21 protein-coding genes are annotated in these 20,891 nt (G+C 40.5%); 18 read left to right on the top strand and 3 right to left on the bottom strand.

Going from position 1 to position 20,891, the window contains the following annotated elements:
• Position 1: 1 nt before the first annotated feature.
• The 11 genes from CYO92_RS02475 (at position 2) to cmoA (ending at position 9,801) form a co-directional block, all read left to right on the top strand.
• Positions 2–1,099, top strand: a complete 1,098-nt coding sequence (locus CYO92_RS02475; RefSeq protein ID WP_103589577.1) for a PepSY-associated TM helix domain-containing protein — start codon at positions 2–4, stop codon at positions 1,097–1,099.
• A 63-nt stretch (positions 1,100–1,162) separates the two neighbouring features.
• Positions 1,163–1,627 carry an RNA pyrophosphohydrolase gene (locus CYO92_RS02470; RefSeq protein WP_021091471.1) on the top strand — a complete coding sequence of 155 codons (465 nt, stop codon included), beginning with the start codon at positions 1,163–1,165 and terminating at the stop codon, positions 1,625–1,627.
• The gene (locus CYO92_RS02465; protein WP_103589576.1) at positions 1,627–2,829 is read left to right on the top strand and encodes an aspartate kinase; all 1,203 of its coding nucleotides are present in this window, start codon (positions 1,627–1,629) and stop codon (positions 2,827–2,829) included. Before CYO92_RS02470 ends, CYO92_RS02465 begins: the two co-directional genes overlap by 1 nt.
• On the top strand, positions 2,829–3,371 hold the full coding sequence (locus CYO92_RS02460) for a HobA family DNA replication regulator (RefSeq protein ID WP_021091525.1): 543 nt from the start codon (positions 2,829–2,831) through the stop codon (positions 3,369–3,371). The genes CYO92_RS02465 and CYO92_RS02460 overlap by 1 nt, the downstream gene beginning before the upstream one ends.
• Positions 3,372–3,992, top strand: coding sequence for a DNA polymerase III subunit delta' (locus CYO92_RS02455; RefSeq protein ID WP_103589575.1), 621 nt, complete (start codon positions 3,372–3,374; stop codon positions 3,990–3,992). It abuts the gene before it with no gap.
• Positions 3,989–5,128: a dihydropteroate synthase gene (folP, locus tag CYO92_RS02450; protein ID WP_103589574.1), complete on the top strand. Its 1,140-nt coding sequence runs from the start codon at positions 3,989–3,991 to the stop codon at positions 5,126–5,128. The genes CYO92_RS02455 and folP overlap by 4 nt, the downstream gene beginning before the upstream one ends.
• Complete coding sequence (locus CYO92_RS02445) at positions 5,122–5,553, top strand: NADAR family protein (RefSeq protein WP_223315364.1); 432 nt, start codon at positions 5,122–5,124, stop codon at positions 5,551–5,553. Before folP ends, CYO92_RS02445 begins: the two co-directional genes overlap by 7 nt.
• A gap of 41 nt (positions 5,554–5,594) precedes the next feature.
• Complete coding sequence (gene ligA / locus CYO92_RS02440; RefSeq protein ID WP_103589573.1) at positions 5,595–7,538, top strand: NAD-dependent DNA ligase LigA; 1,944 nt, start codon at positions 5,595–5,597, stop codon at positions 7,536–7,538.
• On the top strand, positions 7,528–8,241 hold the full coding sequence (tlyA, locus tag CYO92_RS02435) for a 23S rRNA (cytidine-2'-O)-methyltransferase TlyA (protein ID WP_103589572.1): 714 nt from the start codon (positions 7,528–7,530) through the stop codon (positions 8,239–8,241). Before ligA ends, tlyA begins: the two co-directional genes overlap by 11 nt.
• On the top strand, positions 8,207–9,100 hold the full coding sequence (locus tag CYO92_RS02430; protein ID WP_103589571.1) for a bifunctional riboflavin kinase/FAD synthetase: 894 nt from the start codon (positions 8,207–8,209) through the stop codon (positions 9,098–9,100). The genes tlyA and CYO92_RS02430 overlap by 35 nt, the downstream gene beginning before the upstream one ends.
• Positions 9,097–9,801 carry a carboxy-S-adenosyl-L-methionine synthase CmoA gene (gene cmoA / locus CYO92_RS02425; RefSeq protein ID WP_103589570.1) on the top strand — a complete coding sequence of 235 codons (705 nt, stop codon included), beginning with the start codon at positions 9,097–9,099 and terminating at the stop codon, positions 9,799–9,801. Before CYO92_RS02430 ends, cmoA begins: the two co-directional genes overlap by 4 nt.
• Before the next feature lie 104 nt (positions 9,802–9,905).
• On the opposite strand, the gene CYO92_RS09600 is transcribed toward cmoA, so the two are convergent.
• Both CYO92_RS09600 and rpsO read right to left on the bottom strand, forming a co-directional pair.
• Positions 9,906–12,185 carry a molybdopterin oxidoreductase family protein gene (locus tag CYO92_RS09600; RefSeq protein WP_343218559.1) on the bottom strand — a complete coding sequence of 760 codons (2,280 nt, stop codon included), beginning with the start codon at positions 12,183–12,185 and terminating at the stop codon, positions 9,906–9,908.
• Positions 12,186–12,577: 392 nt separating this feature from the next.
• Positions 12,578–12,850 carry a 30S ribosomal protein S15 gene (gene rpsO, locus CYO92_RS02410; RefSeq protein ID WP_004317763.1) on the bottom strand — a complete coding sequence of 91 codons (273 nt, stop codon included), beginning with the start codon at positions 12,848–12,850 and terminating at the stop codon, positions 12,578–12,580.
• Between the two features lie 146 nt (positions 12,851–12,996).
• On the opposite strand from rpsO, the gene CYO92_RS02405 reads away from it, so the two are divergent.
• The 7 genes from CYO92_RS02405 to CYO92_RS02375 are packed head-to-tail and all read left to right on the top strand — an operon-like array spanning position 12,997 to position 19,501.
• Positions 12,997–13,401, top strand: a complete 405-nt coding sequence (locus CYO92_RS02405; protein WP_054196916.1) for an RrF2 family transcriptional regulator — start codon at positions 12,997–12,999, stop codon at positions 13,399–13,401.
• 2 nt (positions 13,402–13,403) lie between these two features.
• Positions 13,404–15,596 (top strand): flagellar biosynthesis protein FlhA, encoded by a 2,193-nt coding sequence (gene flhA / locus CYO92_RS02400; RefSeq protein ID WP_103589568.1) that lies wholly within the window; start codon positions 13,404–13,406, stop codon positions 15,594–15,596.
• A 9-nt stretch (positions 15,597–15,605) separates the two neighbouring features.
• Positions 15,606–16,631, top strand: a complete 1,026-nt coding sequence (locus CYO92_RS02395) for a DHH family phosphoesterase (RefSeq protein ID WP_103589567.1) — start codon at positions 15,606–15,608, stop codon at positions 16,629–16,631.
• A complete protein-coding gene (locus CYO92_RS02390; RefSeq protein ID WP_021089755.1) occupies positions 16,628–16,855 on the top strand; it encodes a hypothetical protein in 228 nt (75 codons plus the stop codon). Before CYO92_RS02395 ends, CYO92_RS02390 begins: the two co-directional genes overlap by 4 nt.
• A 9-nt stretch (positions 16,856–16,864) precedes the next feature.
• Positions 16,865–17,275, top strand: coding sequence for a tetratricopeptide repeat protein (locus CYO92_RS02385; protein WP_085658258.1), 411 nt, complete (start codon positions 16,865–16,867; stop codon positions 17,273–17,275).
• A gap of 16 nt (positions 17,276–17,291) precedes the next feature.
• Positions 17,292–18,221: an aspartate carbamoyltransferase catalytic subunit gene (locus tag CYO92_RS02380; protein WP_002942659.1), complete on the top strand. Its 930-nt coding sequence runs from the start codon at positions 17,292–17,294 to the stop codon at positions 18,219–18,221.
• A gap of 2 nt (positions 18,222–18,223) precedes the next feature.
• Complete coding sequence (locus CYO92_RS02375) at positions 18,224–19,501, top strand: dihydroorotase (RefSeq protein WP_103589566.1); 1,278 nt, start codon at positions 18,224–18,226, stop codon at positions 19,499–19,501.
• Between the two features lie 89 nt (positions 19,502–19,590).
• Here the strand turns inward: CYO92_RS02375 and CYO92_RS02370 are convergent, their stop codons facing one another.
• A complete protein-coding gene (locus CYO92_RS02370) occupies positions 19,591–20,880 on the bottom strand; it encodes a M28 family peptidase (RefSeq protein WP_103589565.1) in 1,290 nt (429 codons plus the stop codon).
• Positions 20,881–20,891: the final 11 nt, after the last annotated feature.

Below are 20,891 nucleotides of genomic sequence, written 5' to 3'. Positions count from 1 at the left end.
AATGTTTAAAATTTGGCGGAAATTTCACTTAATTTTAGCTCTTATCTTTGCTTTGTCACTTTTGATAATTTCAATTAGCGGAGCGATTATTTCGTATCATGATGAGATAATTGAAGCTTTTAGCAAAGATGAGATAGACATAGCAACTAATAAAAGTGCTTTAAAAATAGATGAAATTTTAAAGGTCTTTAGTAAGACTTGGCCAAATTTTAACCTTAGTTATATAAAGATAAAAGGCGAGGCAAATAGAGCTTATGTAGTAAGCGGTACAAGCGAGAGCGGTGAGTTTAAATCATTCTTTGTAGATCCTTATACGGGCGAGGTAGTCTCTGAAAACAGTGTGGAAAAATTTATAGGGCTAGCTTTAAATTTACATAAAAATCTAGGACTAGCTCTATTTAAAAATGAAAATTTATCTAAATTCGCAAGTGAGCTAGTGGCGATTTCAACGCTTGCACTACTTGTGATTTTATTGACTGGAGCGTTTATACAATTTTGGAGATTTAGAAGCAAATTTATTAGTGCCTTTAAGCTAAACCTAAAGGCAAAGAAATTTGCGTTTTTATATTCACTGCATGGATTTTTAGGGCTTTATTTAGGAGCCATTTTGCTTATTATCTGTTTTAGCGGTCTATACTTTTCTTATGAGAAATTTGCTCTTTTTATAAATCAAATTTGTGGCGAAGAGAAGGTCTTTAAAAAGCCAAATTTTACTAGTAAAAATGGTTTTAGCCTAAATGATGAGCAAAAGGTAGAAAATCTTCAAAAAGCTTATGAAATTTTTACTTTAAAATTTGGAAATGAGTTTGATGCTTTAAATTTTATTCTCAATAAAGACGGCGTAAAATTTATGATCTTTTACTTGCCAAAAGGCGCTAGTGAGAGTAATGGCGTTAGGTTTGTAGTCGATACGGCAAGTGGAGAAATTTTAAAAAACACCATGCCAAAATCTTTTGAAATTTATAAATTTATGCTTGATTTGCACGCTGGATATACATTCGGAGAGGCTGGAAAATTTATCTTTTTTATGGCTTCTTGTGGAGTTGGCGTGCTACTTTTTAGTGGCTGTGTGATTTACTACAAACGTCGTAAAAAGTAGTCTTATTTATCTATCTCTTAACTCTTTTTAGTTATTATCCCAAATAAAATTTTTGGAAAAATCATGCAAAAAAAATACAGACCAAATGTGGCAGCTGTTATTTTGTCTAGCTTGTATCCATTTAAATGTGAAATTTTAGTCGCAAAAAGGGTGGATATGGATGATATTTGGCAGTTTCCTCAAGGCGGAATAGACGAAGGTGAGAGTCCAAAGCAGGCTTTAAAAAGGGAGCTTAAAGAAGAGATCGGAACTGATAAAATCGATATCTTAGATGAGTATCCGCAGTGGCTAAGCTACGACTTTCCAGCTAATGCGGCAAAGAAATTTTATCCATTTGATGGACAGACGCAAAAATATTTTTTGGTTAGACTTAAAAATGGTGCCAGCATAAATTTAAAGACAGAGCATCCTGAGTTTAGCGAGTATAAATTTGTAGATTTTGGTAGAAGTTTAGAGGGTATAAATCACTTTAAAAAGCCTATTTATGAAAAGGTTTTGAGTTATTTTAAAGAGAAAGGATATTTTTGATGTTGATCGTTCAAAAATTTGGCGGAACTAGCGTAGGAACACTTGAACGCATCGAAGCTGTGGCAAATAGAGTCATTGAGACAAAAAATAGCGGTGCAGACGTAGTTGTGGTAGTTTCTGCGATGAGCGGAGTTACAAATCAATTGGTTGAATATAGTGAGTATTTTTCAAAACATCCAGATGGCGTCGCCACTGATATGCTTTTAAGCTCTGGAGAGCAAGTAACGACCGCGCTTTTAACGATCGCACTTAATGCAAAAGGCTATGCGTGTGTAGGTATGACAGGTGCGATGGCAGGCATAATTACCGATGATATTCATACAAAAGCAAGGATCGAAAGGATAGAGACTGCTAGGCTAAAGGCCGAGCTAAAAGCTGGCAAAATCGTAGTAGTAGCTGGCTTTCAAGGTATAGATGAAAAAGGTAATATCACAACCCTTGGTAGAGGTGGTAGCGACCTTAGTGCAGTTGCATTAGCAGGAGCGCTAAATGCTGATCTATGCGAAATTTTTACCGATGTTGATGGCGTTTATACGACTGATCCAAGGATAGAAAAAAAGGCAAAAAAACTTGAGAAAATAAGCTACGATGAAATGCTTGAGCTAGCTTCTGCTGGCGCAAAGGTGCTACAAAATCGCTCAGTCGAGCTAGCAAAAAAACTAAATGTAAAACTCATTACAAGAAGTAGCTTTAATCACAACGAAGGCACATTAATAGTAAAGGAAGATGACAATATGGAAGCAGTTTTAGTAAGCGGAATAGCACTAGATAAAAATCAAGCAAGAGTAACACTAAGAGGCGTAGTTGATAAGCCTGGCATCGCAGCAGAAATTTTTACAGCTTTAGCTCATGAAAATATAAACGTAGATATGATCATCCAAAACGTAGGACATGACGGCACTACAAATTTAGGCTTTACAGTGCCACAAAATGAGCTTGAACTAGCAAAAGAGACTATGCAAAAGCTCTCGGCCGCAAAACATATAGAATTTGATGATGCGATCGTGAAAGTTTCAGTTATTGGCGTCGGCATGAAGAGCCATAGCGGCGTAGCATGTTTGGCATTTGAAACGCTTGCAAAAGAGGGTATAAATATCCAAATGATCTCAACAAGCGAGATAAAAATTTCAATGATCGTTGATCAAAAATATGGTGAGCTAGCGGTTCGCGTACTTCATGATGCTTATAAGCTAGATAAATAATGCAAGATTTTATTCAGTGGACGTTAAAGGCTATTAGGGATGAAGGTCCGTTGATGAGCTGGATGGAGGAAAGGCGTGTTGAATGGACGCCTTTGCTCGCATCTAGGCTTAAATTTTTACTTGAAGGAAGGGCTTTTATAACTATAAGCGACGAAGAGCGAAGATGGTTTGAAATTTATCTTTTAAAAAAGATGAACCATTCAAAAAGCATTAGGCCATTTTTGCCATTTTTTAGCCTAAGATCGCTTTATCCATCGCTTGATGAGATAGAGACAAATGAACAAAAGCAGCTTCTAAAAGATATGCTAAGTCTTGCTTTTCCAAACGGTTACTTGTTTTTTTATATCGGAAAGAGCCTTGATAGATATGCGAATTTAGCCAAAAGTGATGAGGATAGTTATATGTGGCTATTTGACGAGCAGGCACAAAATAGCTTTACTCTTAGCTCAAGCGATGAAAATTTAGACATTAAACTAATAAGTCTTTGCAAAATTTTTGATAAAAGCATTGATGCAGCGCTTTTTGCCAAGGTGATACTCTAAATGCTTAATAAAATCGTCGTTACAAGCGATTTTGAAAGTTTAAAAGCCAAGCTTGAAAGCGAGTTTGGCACAAATAATTTAAGATTTTTTATAAGCGATGATTTTTTGCTAGAAAACGCAAAAGAGGTCATCGCAGAAGCTTACATTGCTGAAAAAGATGAAAAAATTTTAGTAATACATGCTAATTCTTTTAGGACAGAGGCTCAAAACGCACTTTTAAAGATCATCGAAGAGCCTCCAAGAAATATCAAATTTATAATAGCAACGCAGAGTAAAAATTTACTTCTACCAACGATTAGATCAAGAATGCTCATAGAAAATAATCTAACCAAAAAACCAAAAATAACTCTTGATCTAAACTTAAAATCGCTTAGCTTAAAAGAGATAACAAGCTTTACCGATCAAAAGATCACAGATGAGCAAGCTCAAAAATTTGGCAAAAACGAGCTAAAAGAGCTTGTTGGCGTTATCGTGACAAAGGCGGTCGATAGCGGGTATAAATTTAGCGGTGAGGAGATGGATTATTTTTTCTCGCTTATCAAGCTTGCCGATCTAAACGCCAAGTCTCACGCCGTGCTAACGCCGCTACTACTTACTATATTTCAAAAAGGACGACGTTGAAATTTTATAAGATAAATAACAAAAGTGACTTTGATGAAATTTGCAAAGCTATCTCGCCAAGTCCTGCTGGTGCGAAGCTCATGCATGAAAAGAGCGAGATAAATTTTATTTACATAGATGAGATAAAAACCCCAGCGGCAAATATCCTAAAGCAAGATGCACTTAGCGTTGGAGCTGAGCTTGTGACGCATAAAGATACGATTTTGGGTCGTGAGAGTCTAAATAAAGCCTTACTAATAGCGACAGATGCGCAGCTTAGGCAGCTAACTAAAAAAGAGAAGTTGCAAGACTTTGGGCTTAAAAATTTAGCAGCCTTTTTGGATACAAAATTTATAAAGCCAACAAAGCCTCTTATAATGGGCGTTGCAAATATAAACACAGATAGCTTTAACGAACAAAGCCGCATAAATACGCAAAATGGTATCTCAAAAATAGAATACATGATCGAAGCAGGTGCGGACTATATCGATCTTGGTGGCGTTAGCTCAAGGCCAGGGAGCGAGTATTGCGGCCGTGAAGAGGAATTTGGACGCATAAAGGATATCGTAGAGGAAATTTGCAAGCTAAATTTACATGAAAGGGCAAAATTTAGTCTTGATAGCTTTGATCCTTATTGCCTTGAATTTGCTCTAAATCACGGCTTTAAAATGATAAATGACATCACGGCAAACGCCTCACTTGCCACGCTTGCGGCGCGATATGACGCTGAGTTTTGCATGATGCATATGCAAGGCGATCCTGCGACTATGCAGGTCGCACCAAAATATAACGACTTAATCGGCGAGATAGCAGACTTTTTTGAGCAAAAGATAGCCCTAGCAAAGGAGCTTGGTGCCAAAAAACTAGTGCTTGATGTGGGTATTGGCTTTGGCAAGACGGCTGAACAAAATTTATTGCTTATTAAGCATTTGGAGCATTTTTTAAAATTTGACTGTCCGTTGCTAGTTGGTGCCAGCCGCAAATCAGTCATAAATCACTACTGCAAAAGCGAGGTCAAAGAACGCTTACCAGGCTCACTTTACCTACACTTAAAGGCTTTTGAAAATGGCGCACATATCATCCGCACGCACGATGTAGCCGAGCACAAGCAGCTTTTTAATATGCATGAGGCGATGAAGCAAGCCACGCTTTGGTAGAGTGTAAGGCTAAAAAGGCTGAGTGTTTTGTTGATAAAGAGGCTTTGGAGAAAATTTTATCCGCCAAAGATCCAGCGCAGATGAAGGCACTTGGCAGGCAGGTGCGAGGCTTTGACGCTAAGGTCTGGGATGAGATCAAATTTGGCGTCGTGCTAAATGCTAGCTATCTAAAATTTAGCCAAAATGCCCCTTTGCGAGACTTTCTGCTCCAAACTGGGAGTAAAGTTTTGGTTGAGGCAAGCCCAGTTGATAAAATTTGGGGCATAGGTTTGGCCACAAGCGATGAAAATGCGCAAAATCCTATGAAGTGTCGAGGGCAAAATTTACTTGGCTTTGCGCTTATGAGGGTGAGGGACGAGATAGCAAAGGTCTATAAAAATGTCCATTTATGTGACGCAAGAGAGCTAAATTTAGATCATTTATAAAGTATGTTTAAGATAAAATGCGGTGTAAATTTGGAGCAAAAATGACAAAACAAGAGTATGAAAAAGCGGTAGAGACGCTAAATGCGTGGGCAAAGGCCTACTACGACGAGGATGAGCCACTTGCAAGTGACGAGGAGTATGACGCGCTATATCACGCTGTGCTTGATTATGAGCAGACAAATCCAAGCGAAATTTCTATCTTTTCACCTACAAAACGCGTGGGCGGCACCGTAAAAGAGGGCTTTAGCAAGGCTAATCACATCAAACGCATGTGGAGTATGGAAGATATTTTTGATCTAGGTGAGCTTGATGCGTGGCTAAAGCGTGGTGATAAAGAGAATTTGACCTTTGTGGCTGAGCCAAAATTTGACGGAGCGAGCTTAAATTTGCTTTACGAAAACGGCGTTTTGGTTAGGGCGATAACTAGAGGTGATGGCGTTACAGGCGAAGACGTGACGCAAAATGCAAAGACGATAAATTCTGTTTTAAAGAGCATTGATTACAAAGGGCTGATTGAAATCAGGGGCGAGGTCGTTATAAAAAAAGAAGATTTTGAGCTTCTAAATGCAGAGCGCGCAAAAAATGGCGAGGCGCCGCTTTCAAATCCTAGAAATGCAGCTGCCGGAAGCCTAAGACAGCTTGATAGCGCAGTCACTGCTAAAAGAAAGCTGCTTTTCATACCGTGGGGTGTAGGCGAGCAGAGCCTTGGGCTAAAAGATCACAGCGAGATTATGAAATTTGTGCGTGATCTTGGTTTTGAAAGAGATGATTTTTTCAAAATTTTAAAAAAAGATGAGCTCGAGGCTGCGTATAATGAGCTTTTGGCAAATCGTGACTCAAAGAGTGTGATGATGGATGGTATGGTGATACGCGTAAATGACCTTGCACGCTGCGAAGAGCTGGGCTATACGGTCAAATTTCCAAAATTTATGGTGGCGTTTAAATTTCCAGCTATTGAAAAGGTGACTAGGCTAAAAGATGTCGCGCTTCAGGTTGGCAGAAGCGGCGTAGTAACACCTGTTGGCGTGCTTGATGAGGTAAATATTGATGGTGCAAATGTAAAATCCGCCACGCTTCATAACTTTGATGAAATAGAGCGCCTTGGCGTTATGAAAAACGACTACATCGGCATCATCCGCTCAGGAGATGTGATACCAAAGATCACAAAAGTTTTTAAAGATAGGCGAGATGGCAGTGAGCAAGCGATTGATAGGCCTAAATTTTGCCCAGTTTGCGGCTCGCACCTGCTTGATGAAGGGGTCTTTGTAAAGTGTCAAAATTTAAGCTGCAGGGCAAGAGTGGTTGGCTCTATCATTCACTACGCATCGAAAAAATGCCTAAACATAGACGGCCTTGGCGATGCGATCGTAAATTTGCTATTTGATAAGGGACTGATCTCTTGCATAAAAGACATTTATGGCCTTAAATTTGATGATCTCATTGTGCTTGATGGTTTTAAAGAGAAAAAGGTAAATAACCTTTTAAATGCCATTGAAGCTAGCAAAGGTGCGGAGCTAGCGCGCTTTATCACGGGGCTTGGTTGCGAGCACATCGGCGAGGTAGCAGCTAAAAAGCTTGCAAGTAGTTTTGGGCTAGGCTGGCTTGATGCTAGTTTTGATGAGCTAACCTCGCTTGAGGGCTTTGGCACGGAGATGGCAAATAGCTTGATAGATTTTGCCGAGGTAAATAGAGCAGAAATTTTAGACCTTAGCCAGATCGTGCAGCCAAGCGTGATGCAGGTGCAGAGCATCTCAAATGCGCTAAGTGGCAAAACGGTCGTCATAACTGGCACGCTAAGTCGCCCAAGGGATGAGATAAAGGCGGAGCTTGAGAGTTTTGGCGCAAAGGTTTCTGGCTCAGTTTCTAAAAAAACGGACTTCGTGCTAGCTGGCGAGGAGGCTGGCAGTAAGCTAGAAAAAGCAAATGAGCTAGGCGTGCCGGTGATCGATGAGAGCGAATATGAGAGGCTAAAACTTGAGGTTTGATAACTACGTCGCAAGCGTTTTAAACATAAGTAGAAACAAGGCGAGCGAGCTTATAAAATCTGGCAAGGTGCTAACAAACGGCGAAATTTGCACCAAGGTTTCAAGCGAGGTTAGCGAGGCTAAAATTTCACTGCTTGATGAAATTTACGTTGGGCGAGGAGCTTTGAAGCTAAATAGCTTTTTGGAGACGGTGAAATTTGATCTAACTGGCAAAAATGCGCTTGATATCGGCAGCTCAACTGGTGGCTTTATGCAAATTTTACTTGAGCGTGGTGTAAAAAGCGTAACTGGTGTGGATGTTGGAACTGATCAACTTGACGCTAGCTTAAGAAGCGATGAGCGAGTGAAAATTTATGAAAAAACTGACGTCAGAGAGTTTGCCAAGCAAGAGCAAGATAAATTTGATCTAATAACTTGCGATGTAAGCTTTATCTCTTTGGCTGAAATTTTGCCAGCCATAGGCGAGCTTGCAAGCGAAAATTCGCTCATCATCACGCTTTTTAAACCGCAGTTTGAAGTGGGTGTTGGCGTAAAACGAAATAAAAAAGGCGTCGTCACTGATATGAAAGCTATAAATTTAGCGATGAAGAGATTTGAAGTGATGGCTAATGGCCTAGGATTTAAAATGATAGCTTGCAAAGAGTGCGAAGTAAAAGGGAAAGAGGGAAATGCCGAATTTTTCTACACTTTTAACAAAAGATAATATCACTGCCGTTGCGATCGGGCATTTTGACGGCGTGCATAGAGGACACAAACAGCTTTTAAAGCAGCTAGGCGAGTTTGGCGGACTTGTCGTGATCGATAAAAATAAAGCCAACATCACGCCAAAGCTAAAGCGAGCGGAGTACTCAAACTACCCTTGCTTTTTGTATGATTTTGACACCATTAAAGGGCTTAGCGGTGAGGAATTTATCGCGCTACTAAAACATGATTTTAAAAATTTAAAAAAGATCGTTGTTGGCTTTGATTTTAGATTTGGTAGAAACAGAGCGTGGGACAAGCACGATCTGAAAAGAATTTTTGATGGTGAGGTTGTTGTCGTTGATGAGGTTTGTTATGACGGCATGGGCGTGCATAGCTCGGCCATTAGGGAGCTGATACGTCAGGGCAACATCGAAGAGGCAAACAGGCTAATAGGCAGGGAGTACTCAATCGAGGGCAACGTGATAAAAGGGCAGGGCATCGGTGCAAAGGAGCTGGTTGCTACGCTAAATTTAGAGATCAAAAGCTATCTTTTGCCGCGCGAGGGCGTCTATGCGACAAGAACGAGGATGGGCTCATACACCTATGGCTCGGTCACTTTTATAGGCAACAGGCTTAGCACAGATGGAAATTTTAGCGTCGAGACACACATCTTAGACGAGGTCGCGCCAAAAGTAGCGAAGCATGTCGCGGTTTGTTTTATAAAACGCTTGCGAGATAATAAAAAATTTAACACACTTGAAGAGCTAAAAGAACAGATCAAATGCGATATAAACGGAGCTAGAGCTTGTGTTGGCGTGTGCGATCTCTTTTTTGGAGAGACGATGAGATACTTTGATGGATACGGAGCTGGCATATGAGAGATGAAATTTTTAAGGAGCCTATAAGCAAGCAGTTTGAGTTTGACGACTTTGTGGCAAGCGTTTTTGACGATATGATCTCACGCTCGGTGCCATTTTATGATGTGAGCTCAAATCTAAATGCAAAGCTGCTAGCTAAAATTTTGCCAAAAGATGCAAGAGTATGCGACCTTGGCTGCTCGACGGCAAATAGCTTGCTTTTGCTAAATAACCTTAGAAACGACCTCGTGCTAAGCGGCGTGGATAACTCTGAAGCTATGCTTGCAAATGCCAAAAATAAGGCAAAAGCTTATGGAGCAAATATAAAATTTTTGCTTGATGATATTTTAAAGTGTGAGTTAGTGGGCTTTGACGCAGTTTTGGCAAACTATACTTTGCAGTTTATAAGACCACCAAAAAGGGCTGATCTAGTGCAAAAAATTTATAACGGACTAAATGAAAATGGAGTTTTTTTGTTTAGTGAAAAGATCATCTTTGAAGATAAAAAGCTTACTAAAAGCGTCATAGAAATTTATGAAGACTACAAGCAGGCGCAAGGCTACTCACGCTATGAGATCGCCCAAAAAAGAGAGGCGCTTGAAAATGTGCTGGTGCCATACACCGAAGAAGAAAATAGAAGCTTAGCCCTAAATGCTGGCTTTAAGCGAGTCGAGAGCACATTTAAATGGGGAAATTTTATGAGCTTTTTGGCATTTAAATAAATTTAAAAATATCTGCTTTTGTATTTTTTTGGCTTCGCAATGTCAAAATTTTTGGATTATGAAATTTGGTAGTAAAGAAATTTAGCGGGAGTTACCCGCTAAATTTACTCATTTATAGCTGCGTTTCCGTGGTGGTGGAAGTCATCGTAGATGATCTTTGAAGTTTGGAATTTTATGCGTTTTAGTTCGCGAACTCGTAAAAATTCTTCTTCATCGATCTTTTTGATCTGAATAGCTGCTTTAAATGTCGGAGTCTTACTGATGTAGTCCCAGCCACTGCTTGTTAGCTCATTGCAAGAGCTCTCCCAGTAGTGGAAAGTCATCTGAATGATGCCATCAGGCACGATGTCTGTTACTTCAGCTTTTACGACGATATAGCCGTATCTACTCCATGCTTTGATGAAGTCGCCTTGTTTTAAGCCATATCTTGCTGCAAGTGCTGGATTCATCTCGGCGATAGGTCCGATACTATCTCCACCCTCTTCGATCGCTCGTGAGCGTCTTGTCATAGTGCCAACGGTGTATTGATAGACTTTTCTAGTGGTTAGAAGCTGTATCGGATACTCATCGTCAGTCTTTTCATCGACTGAGCCAGCCATGATAGGATACTCAGGCGACATATTCATCTTCTTAGCAAACTCAAGTTTTGCGCTCTCGATCTTATCGGCCTTATCCACAAAGAGGCATGGCACAAAACGACCCTTGCCATCAGGTGTGAAAAATTTCTTATCAAGATAGAGGCTCTGACCGCCCATATCATCTTCGTTTGGACATGGCCAGTGAAGTCCGTGATACTTTTTGATACGGTAATAACTCATACCGCCATATCGTCTTGGGTCGCATTTTCTAACTTCTTCCCAAATTTCTTCTGGTGAGTTGAAGTTAAAGCCCTCTGTTGCACCTAAACGGCGTGCGATCTCGCAAACGATCCACCAGTCTTGTCTAGCATCTCCTGGAGGTGTGATGACTGCTTCATTGTGTTGTACGCGGCGCTCTGCGTTTGTATAAAGTCCTTCTTTCTCGCTACTTGCAACACCAGGAAGTATGACGTCAGCTTTTAGTGAAGTCTCGGTTAAGAATAGATCTTGTACGACGTAGAAATCAACATGAGCGATACCTTTTAAGAAGTGGTTTGTATTTGGCTCAGAGATGACCGGATTTTCGCCGATAGTCCAGAAGAAATGCACTTTGCCATCAAGTATCGCATCAGGCACTTCGGTTTTGTGAACGCCTATTTTTGAGCTCAAAAATCCAGGTTCTAGGTGCCACATTTTTTCAAACCAAGCTCTTTGCTCTGGATCAGTTACTGAGCCAAGATTTGGGAAAATATTTGGTAAAACGCCCATATCACAGCAACCTTGAACGTTCTCTTGACCTCTTAGTGGTAAGTCGCCTGTACCAAGCTCACAGATGTTGCCGGTGATCAAGAATAAATTTGACACATCGCAAACTCCGCCAACGCCGTGGTTAAAGTGAGTTACGCCCATACCGTGAGTGATGACAGCTGGCTTTGTGGTAGCGTACATTCTAGCAGCCGCTCTGATATCCTCTGGATTTAGCCTTGTATATTTAGCCACGACCTCTGGAGCATAGTCTTTTACAGCCTCTTTGACGTACTCAATGCCGATTGTGTGATCTCTTACAAATTCTTCATTTACAAGGCCTTCTTCGATGATAGTGTAAAGAAGCGCGTTTATAACTGGGATGTTGTGCTCAGGCTCTAGTTGTAAGTGGATGTCGGCTCTGCTTGCAAACTCAGTCTTGATAGGGTCAATGACGATTAGCTTTGCACCGCGGTTTAGTGCTCTTTGGATGTGCATAGCTGCTATTGGGTGACCATTTTCTGGGTTTGAGCCTATCATTAATATACAGTTACTATAAGTGCCAATCTCTGTAAAGCTATTTGTGGCAGCTCCGTTTCCGATTGTTTTAGCAAGTCCTGCTACTGTCGGAGCGTGTCAAATTCTAGCGCAGTGATCGACGTTGTTTGTACCTATGACTGCACGCATTAGCTTTTGAGCGACGTAGTTGTCCTCTAATGTACAGCGTGCTGAGAAGTTACCTGCTAGTGAGTCAGGGCCGTATTTCTCTTTTGCCTCTTTCATCTTTTCTACGACAAGGTCAAGTGCCTCGTCCCAGCTAGCCTCTTCAAATTCACCATCCTTTGAAAAGACACCATTTTTCTTTCTAATAAGCGGTTTTGTAAGTCTGTCCGGACTTGCAACGTAGTCCCAGCCATAAAAGCCTTTTAAACATAAATTTCCTTGATTGACTGGATTGTCTTCGACGCCAGTGGCGGCACGAACGACGTTGTTTTCCACGTGCAAGGTTACTTGACAGCCTGTCCCGCAATAAGGACAGATGACTTTGCCTTCTTTCATCATTTTCTCCTTTGCTATGCAATATATGCATATTTTTATATGGATAATATTACTAGTCGAATTCTTAATCTTTAATAAAAATTCTTTACCTATAAAAATAAATTTTTAATTTAAGTTAAAATTAATTTAATTCTATTAAAGTCAATTATTTAGGGATTTTAAAATTTATTTAAAATTGATAAATTTATTATAAAAGAAATAAAGATATATAGATTTAGCTTTTTATATAAAATGAATAAATTAATTCTAATTTTACTTTATTTAAAAAGGTTAGTCATATTATGAACAGATAAATTAATACTAAAGATGGAAATTTTTAAAATTGAGCTGTAAATTTGTGAATAAAAAATATATAAATGAAATTTAGCAAGGAGAGCAGATCGCTCTCCGATGAATTATTTATCTCTTAAGCCAAGCTCGGAGATTAGTTTTGAATATGTAGTGTAGTCTTTATTTTTAAGATACTTTAAAAGTCTTTTTCTTTGACCAACTAGTTTCAAAAGACCTAAACGTGATGAAAAGTCTTTTTTGAAAATTTTAAGGTGTTCTGTAAGTTCAGTTATTCTAGCTGTTAAAAGAGCTATTTGAACTTCTGGAGAGCCTGTATCTCCCTCTTTTCTAGCGAATTTCGCAACTATTTGAGCTTTTTTAGCCGAATCCAAAGCCATAATGACCTCCTGATTGGTGAATTTTGGAAGAGCGATTATAGCATTTAAAACATAAAGTTAGATAAAACTACGCTTTTTAAAAATTAATGAAAAATGCAGTAAAAATTTAATAAAATTAGGGCTATTTAAAGAGTTAAGGAATATAAATGCTTTTTACAAAGGCAAGCGAATACGCTCTACTTTCACTTATTTTAATATCTCAAAAATCATCTCCAGTTGATGTTGATACGATCTCAAATGAACTTAAAATTTCAAAAAGCTTTTTAGCCAAAATTTTACAAAATCTTGCAAAAGATGGAATTTTAAAGTCGTTTAAAGGGGCAAATGGCGGTTTCGCGCTAAATAACGAACCTGAAAATTTAAGCATAAAAAAGATAATAGAGTGCGCTGAAAAACGTGAACTTAACGTCTTTGAGTGCTCATCTTCTGCAGATGGCTGCCCATCAAATAAAGCCTCAAGCTGTCAAATTTGGTCGATGTTTAGCGGCCTTCAAAGCAAGATCGACGAGATGCTTGATGCGATAAAACTAAGTGATATCGTTAAGAAGTAAAGTTGGCAAAGCAAAAAAATAATATCTTAACTCTTGTTGCGCCGTTTCTTGCGCCAATTGTTAAGTTTAAAAGTCTTAGCATCGTTGGTATCATTGTTGCCATCCTTGCTATCATTATCGTACCGCTTCCAAGCGCGGTGCTTGACTTTTTCCTGGCACTTTCTATTTCTATTTCTGTGCTTATAATCTTAATTTCGATTTATGTGCCAAAACCAACCGATCTTAGTACATTTCCGACACTGATCCTTATTGTTACGCTTTTTCGCCTCTCGCTAAACATCGCAACCACGCGTATGATCTTAAGCGAAGGTCACAATGGCCCAGAAGCGGTCAGCGAGATCATCTCAAGTTTTGGAAATTTCGTAGTTGGCGGCAACTTTGTCATCGGCACCATCGTCTTTTGTATCTTGGTTCTCATAAATTTTATGGTCGTAACAAAGGGCTCAACCCGTGTAAGTGAAGTGCAAGCGCGTTTTACACTTGATGCGATGCCAGGTAAGCAAATGGCGATAGATGCGGACCTAAATGCAGGCCTGATTGACGAAAAAACAGCGCGCGAAAGACGTCAAGCCATCATCGGCGAAGCAAATTTTTATGGCGCGATGGATGGTTCGTCTAAATTTATAAAAGGTGATGCCGTCGCTGGCATCATCATCACTATCATTAATATCATCGGTGGCTTTGCTATCGGCTCGTTTCAGCACGGCCTTGATATGGCGACATCGGCTCAGTATTATACGATTCTAACCATCGGCGATGGACTTGTGAGCCAGATCCCAGGGCTTATCACATCAACAGCGACTGCCATCATCATTACAAGGGCTAGCAAGGACGATGAGGACTTTGCAGAAGGTACGTTAAATCAGCTATTAGGGGATTATAAAACCTTGCTGATAGTGGGCTTCATACTATTTATGTTTGCCCTTGTCCCTGGACTTCCGACTCTTTCTCTTGGCTTTATCGCAGTGTTATTTCTAGGGCTTGGCTACATCATCAAGCAGACCAAAGATGGTGGGCTAAATTTAAGCCTTGCACCAAAAGATAAAACAGCTTCTAAAAAAGCTGGAGCCGCTATGCAAAGCGGAGCAGGAGCAGCTGCTAGTGGCGCCACTACTAAGGTGCCAAAGAAGAGCGACGAAGAGATCGCAAGAGAAGAAGAGACTAAGATAAACGACATCTTAAAGCTTGAAATTTTAGAGCTTGACCTAGGATATGGTCTGCTAAAGCTAGCTGATGTGGATCTCATTGAGAGGATTCGCGCCATGAGGCGAAACATCGCTTCAAGTCTTGGCTTTTTGATGCCAAAGATAAGGATCCGCGACAACCTTCAGCTACCACCAAACGAGTACCGCTTCAAGCTAAAAGGTATCATCATTGGTCAGGGTGAAATTTATGCGGATAAATTTCTAGCGATGGATAGCGGACTAGTGAGCGAAGATATCGAAGGTATTCCGACAAAAGAGCCAGCTTTTGGGCTAGACGCTCTTTGGATCGATGCTAGCGTCAAAGAGGACGCCATACTTAGCGGATATACGATAGTTGATCCTGCAAGCGTCATCTCAACGCACATGAGCGAGCTTATCAAGCAAAATGCAGCCGAGCTTTTAACTCGCCAAGAGACGCAAAATTTACTAGACAAACTAAAGATCGACTACCCAGTCGTGGTCGAGGATACGTTAAGGATCGCACCTATAAATTTGATCCAAAAGGTCTTAAAAACACTGCTTAAAGACAATATCCCGATCAAAGACCTACTTAGCATACTTGAAGCCATCAGCGACATCGCAGAGGTTAGTAAAAATTTAGACATGATCATCGAGCACGTGCGTGCAGCGCTTTCACGCGTCATCACCTCGCTTTATGTAGATGAAAAGGGACAGCTAAATTTCTACATCCTAGACACCGCCGCACAGCAAAAGCTAATGGACGCGGTGCAGTATAAAGACGGCGCCTATCACCTGATGATAAACGTGGCGCAGACATCATCTATCGTGCAGGCGCTAAGGCGTGAAAAAGAGAAGCGACCGATGAGCCAGCACGGAGAAATGGTGCTTTGCGTGGAGCCAAGCTTGCGCAAATTTATAGCAAATATCTGCGTAAATTTCGCCATCGATATAGTGGTACTAAGCTTTGCTGAGATCTCGGCAAATACGCCATTTGAAACAGTTGGCGTCATAGAAATAGAAAATTTATAAAGGAAAAAGATGAAAATTTATCACCTCTCACACACCGATCTTGACGGATACGGCGCGCAATACATAACAAATTTTTACTTCAAAGATGTGAAATTTCTAAACTCAAACTACGGCAGAGAGATAGATGATAAATTTGCTCAAATTCTATCTGAGATAGATGCCTCAAACGATGATAAAAACGTCATTTTAATCACCGATCTAAATTTAAGTTTAGCTCAGTGTGAGAGCTTTGAGGAGATGATAGATGGTAAAAATATAAAGCTATTTTTGCTAGATCATCACCAAAGCGGTGCCGAGTGCGCGAGCGGCTATCCTTGGTATTTTTTAGATAGTTCAAGGTGCGCCACAAAGATCACTTACGACTTTTTTGCGGGCATTTTTGGCAAAAACAAAGAGCTTGAAATTTTTAGTGATGTCGTAAATGCCGTGGATATCTGGCTAAAAGATGATAAAAATTTCGAGATGGGCAAGGTCTGCTTGGGGCTTGTGGCAAATGCTAAAGAGATAAATAAGGTGATGTTTGAAGCTGAAAACAACCTCTATATGGATCATCTTTTAAAAGAAGCGAGCAAATTTTTTAACGAGAAAAACGACTACATAGGCCTTGATATGCAGGTGCATGCTATTAAAAAGTCATTTTTCAAAGAGGATAAAGACGATACGCTAAGCAATCTAATCTCAAACTACGTCGTAAAAAAACTTAGTGAAAATAAAGAGAAATTTAGCATCACTTATAAAGATCATAAAGGAATTTTAACCTACAATGTCGGCAACGTTTCTGTTATCGGCAACGACTTTTTGGTGGCAAATCCTGAATTTGACTTCTTTATCGACGTGACAAATAAAAAAACGCTAAGCTTTCGTGCAAATGGCAAGCTTGACGTTAGCGCCATGGCAAAACACCTAGTTGGCGGCGGCGGACACGTCAATGCAAGCGGCGGACTATTTGCAAATTTCAAAGATGGCTTTAGCTACGAGCCGATTAAAGCCCAGATAATCGATCTAATAACCAAAAAAACACAGGAGGATATATGAAAGAAGAAGAGGTAAGCGTAGAAGAACTTAGCTACGAGCTTAGTATGGTGCTTGAGGCGATGTTTTACTATGCTGGAGTGAAAAAAGACAAGCTTGAAGAGGCGGCAAATCTTTATGTCGAGTGCATCGATGATGCGTTAGAAAATTCTGACGCTAGCGGAAGCGACGAGGTCATAGAGATAGTTGAATATATGAAAAAACATCATTCAAAATTATTTAAATAAGGAAAGAAAATGAAGAAAATTTTAGTTTTAGTGGCAGCAGTTTTTGCGTTAAATGCTATGGCAAATGAAAATTTAGACAAAGCAAACGAGCTTTATGCAAAGAAAAATTTCAATGAAGCTTATCTTTATTTTAATAAGGCTTGTGGAGAGGGCGAGAAAAAAGCTTGCACGATGAATGCGATCATGCTATTTAACGGCGACGGTGTAGCAAAAGATAGAGTTCAAGCTGAGAAAATTTTTACAAAAATGTGTGACGAAAATGAGGGCATGGCGTGCGAAAAACTAGGCGAAATGATCGCTTATGGCCTTGTAAAAGATAAAGACGCAAACGAAGCAAAAAACGAAGAAAAAGCAAAGGCTTTATTTAAAAAAGCTTGTGATAACGGCTACCAACCAGCTTGCGACTTTGTGACAAAATAAATTTAAGAGGCTTAAAATGGGCTACAAACATAAAGATTTGATAGGAACTAGAGAGCTTAGCAAAGAAGAAATTTTATATTTTTTAGAGGCGGCGAAAGAGTTTAAGGAGCTAAATTTAAGCCAAGTGAAAAAAAATGACTATCTTCGTGGAAAGACCACGATCAACGCATTTTATGAAAACTCGACAAGAACAAGGACATCCTTTGAGATCGCAGCAAAGAGACTTGGGGCTGATACGATAAATTTCAGCTCATCAAGCTCTAGTGTGACAAAGGGCGAGAGCCTAAATGACACGATGAATAACATGGCTGCGATGAGAACTGACATCATCGTGCTTCGTCATCCAAGCTCTGGAGCGGCGAAATTTGCAGCGGATAGAACAGAGGCTAGCGTCGTAAATGCAGGGGACGGTACAAATGAGCACCCAAGCCAAGCTCTGCTTGATCTTTTCACGCTAAGAGAGCATGGCAAAATTTTGGATAAAAATTTAAACGTGGCGATCATCGGCGACATCGCTAGAAGCCGCGTGGCAAGGTCAGACATCTGGGCGATGAAGAAATTTGGCATAAATTTAAAGCTCTTTGCACCAAGGATGATGATGCCAAAAGATGCTGAGGTCTTTGAGTCTCAAATTTGCAAAAATATGGAAGAGGCTTGCGAGGGCAGCGACGTTATCATCATGCTTCGCATCCAGCTAGAGCGTGGCGGTGCTGACGTGGCGTTTCCAAGCTCGAGGGAGTACTCAAAATTCTTTGGATTAAATAAAAATAGGATAAAGCTAGCCAAACCTGATGCTATCGTACTGCACCCAGGACCGATAAATAGGGGCGTAGAGCTAAACTCAGACGTGGCTGATGGTACGCACTCAGTCATACTAAATCAAGTAGAAAATGGCGTTGCTATAAGAATGGCGATACTAAATACGCTTGCAAAAAATAGGGGCTAACGATGAAAATAGCAATAATTAACGGCACTATCCTAAATAGCGACGAGAAATTTAAGGCAAATATCCTAATAGAAAACGGCAAAATAGCCAAAATCGGAAGTGAGAAATTTGAGGCTGATAAGGTCATAGACGCTACAAATAAGCTTGTCATGCCAGGACTTATCGATATGCACGTGCACTTTCGCGATCCTGGTCAAGAGTATAAAGACGACATCATCTCAGGCTCGCAGGCAGCGGTGGCTGGAGGAGTGACAACCTGCCTTTGCATGGCTAACACAAATCCAGTAAATGATAACGCGTCGATTACAAGAGCGATGATAGAAAAGGCCAAAAACTGCGGACTAATCGATCTTTTGCCAATCGCAGCCATCAGCAAAGGACTCGGCGGCAACGAGATCGTTGAAATGGGCGATCTTATAGAGGCTGGAGCAGTTGCATTTAGTGATGACGGCCTACCAGTGACTAGCTCAAGCGTGATGAGAGCGGCACTTGAGTACTCAAGCATGTTTGGTAGCTTTTGCATAAGCCACTCAGAGGACTGCTCGCTTTGCAGGCAGGGCGTCATGCACGAGGGTAAGGTCTCAGCCATACTTGGACTTCGCGGCATGGCGAGAGAGAAAGAGGAGATCGCAGTGAGCCGTGATATGCTACTTGCAAAGCTCACTAAAGCGCACATCCACATCGCTCACGTAAGCTCGGAGTATTCGCTAAAGATCATCGAAATGGGCAAAAAAGAGGGCATAAATATCACTTGTGAGGCCACACCACATCACTTTAGCTTTAGCGACGATGAAATTTTGAAAAATGCCTATGATACAAATTTTAAAATGTCACCGCCACTTCGTGAGATAAGCGACGTAAAAGCAGTAAGAGAGGCGCTAAAAAGCGGACTTATAGACGTTATCGCCACCGATCATGCCCCACATCACACAGACGAAAAGATAGTAGAATTTGACAAGGCGCCATTTGGTATCATCGGGCTTCAAACCCTTGTGCCACTTACTCTTAAGCTCGTAAATGAGGGCGTTATAAGCTTAGAGCGCATGGTGGAGCTAACATCGACAAATGCGGCTAAGATGCTAAATTTAAAAGATAAAGGCAGACTTGCCGAGGGTATGCTAGCTGACATCGCGGTGATAGACCCTGAGATCGAGTACATTTATGATGAGAAGATAAACCGCTCAAAATCTATAAATTCCCCACTCTTTGGTAAAAAGCTAAAAGGCGCAGCGACTACCACGATAAAAAGTGGCAAGATTGTTTATGAGTTTGGAAAATAATATAAATTTACTCGTTCTTGAGAGTCAATTCTAAATCTATAAAAACACAGAATCAAAATTTGCTAGAAATTTCTAGCAAATTTTATTTTTTATGAGTTATATTTTTTAATGATACCGCGAACGACTTTTTCTATAAAAAGTGCAGATTCAACTTCGCAGCATTCTCTTGTTGAGTGAGGTGAGTGGATGTTTGGTCCTATTGAGCAAGCGCTAAGACCCACTTTTTTCTCTAAAAGTACGCCGCACTCTAAACCAGCGTGAACGGCTGTTATCCTTGCATTTGGCTTATAAATTTTTAGCTCTTCTAGGATGTCGTTTGCAAATTTATCATTTATAGGCTTCCAAGCAGGATTTCTATCTTTTGCAATGACGCTAAAGCCAAGTGCTTTTGCAAGCTCAGAAATTTCAAATTCCATCCTGTTTAGCCCGTCTTTGCTCATTGATCTAGCAAAAAACTCCACTTCAAGTGTGTCATCATCTTTGATCTTTACAAGTGAGAGGTTTACGCTATCTTGTGGTATGCCTAGCTCGCAGTTATAGGCTCTTACGCCTTGTGAAAATGAGTTAATAAGAGCTAAAATTTTCTCGCCATTTTCTAAAATTTCATCTCCCGTGCCAAGCTTTTTCACGCTTAAATTCTCACACTCGCTCTTTAGCTCTTTATCGCTTAGAACCAGTGCGGTTGCGCCATTTGGGATAGAGTTGCTTCGCTCGCCACCTTCAAATTTGACAAGCTTACAGCCATTTTTAGTCACAAACGCCGCTAAAATCTTGATTGCATTTGGGATATTTTTATGTATCTCATTACCAGAGTGTCCGCCAGGAAGCCCACTTACTTTTACTTCATAAAGCGTGCTCTCTTTTGTTTTTTTGCTATTAAGCGAGATAGTGGCAAATAAATTTACACCGCCAGCACAGCCGATAGTGACGCGGTCGTCTTCTTCGCTGTCTAAATTTAAAAGCTTATCGGCTTTTAACTCGCCACTAAAGCCAGTGGCTCCGATCATGCCGACTTCTTCGTTGTTTGTAAAGAGGCACTCAATGTCGTCAAATTCGCTTATCATCTGCATCATGATAGCCACGCCGATGCCGTTATCGGCACCTAAAGATGATTTTTTAGCCCTCATGTAGCCATCAGCGCCATAAACTATCTCGATCTTTGGAGCATCGCCCATGCAGACCATATCGTAGTGACTTTGCAAGCAAATTTTTGGCTTGCCTTTAAACGCATGAATGTTGCCAAAGCTATCGACCACAACTTTACAGCCCTTATCTTTTGCATAGCTAGCCAGAAAATCACGCATCTTATCGGTCTCATAACTGCAGTGCGGTATCGTAGTAAGTGTCTCAAATTTCTTTAAAATTTCACTATTTGACATATCTGCCTCCA

The sequence above is a fragment of the Campylobacter concisus genome, assembly GCF_002913715.1.
Taxonomy (GTDB): Bacteria; Campylobacterota; Campylobacteria; order Campylobacterales; family Campylobacteraceae; genus Campylobacter_A; species Campylobacter_A concisus_AG.
The sequence above is the reverse complement of the archived record's forward strand: the minus strand, read 5'-3'. Positions and strand labels throughout refer to the sequence as shown.

Coding starts and splice junctions, on each gene's coding strand:
- rpsO (WP_004317763.1), bottom strand. CDS start 12,850: ATGGCTTTGGATTCGGCTAAAAAAGCTCAAATAGTTGCGAAATTCGCT.
- CYO92_RS02460 (WP_021091525.1), top strand. CDS start 2,829: ATGCAAGATTTTATTCAGTGGACGTTAAAGGCTATTAGGGATGAAGGT.
- cmoA (WP_103589570.1), top strand. CDS start 9,097: ATGAGAGATGAAATTTTTAAGGAGCCTATAAGCAAGCAGTTTGAGTTT.
- CYO92_RS02455 (WP_103589575.1), top strand. CDS start 3,372: ATGCTTAATAAAATCGTCGTTACAAGCGATTTTGAAAGTTTAAAAGCC.
- CYO92_RS02375 (WP_103589566.1), top strand. CDS start 18,224: ATGAAAATAGCAATAATTAACGGCACTATCCTAAATAGCGACGAGAAA.
- CYO92_RS02390 (WP_021089755.1), top strand. CDS start 16,628: ATGAAAGAAGAAGAGGTAAGCGTAGAAGAACTTAGCTACGAGCTTAGT.
- CYO92_RS02385 (WP_085658258.1), top strand. CDS start 16,865: ATGAAGAAAATTTTAGTTTTAGTGGCAGCAGTTTTTGCGTTAAATGCT.
- CYO92_RS02465 (WP_103589576.1), top strand. CDS start 1,627: ATGTTGATCGTTCAAAAATTTGGCGGAACTAGCGTAGGAACACTTGAA.
- CYO92_RS02430 (WP_103589571.1), top strand. CDS start 8,207: ATGCCGAATTTTTCTACACTTTTAACAAAAGATAATATCACTGCCGTT.
- CYO92_RS02370 (WP_103589565.1), bottom strand. CDS start 20,880: ATGTCAAATAGTGAAATTTTAAAGAAATTTGAGACACTTACTACGATA.
- CYO92_RS02380 (WP_002942659.1), top strand. CDS start 17,292: ATGGGCTACAAACATAAAGATTTGATAGGAACTAGAGAGCTTAGCAAA.
- CYO92_RS02395 (WP_103589567.1), top strand. CDS start 15,606: ATGAAAATTTATCACCTCTCACACACCGATCTTGACGGATACGGCGCG.
- ligA (WP_103589573.1), top strand. CDS start 5,595: ATGACAAAACAAGAGTATGAAAAAGCGGTAGAGACGCTAAATGCGTGG.
- CYO92_RS02470 (WP_021091471.1), top strand. CDS start 1,163: ATGCAAAAAAAATACAGACCAAATGTGGCAGCTGTTATTTTGTCTAGC.
- CYO92_RS02405 (WP_054196916.1), top strand. CDS start 12,997: ATGCTTTTTACAAAGGCAAGCGAATACGCTCTACTTTCACTTATTTTA.
- CYO92_RS02475 (WP_103589577.1), top strand. CDS start 2: ATGTTTAAAATTTGGCGGAAATTTCACTTAATTTTAGCTCTTATCTTT.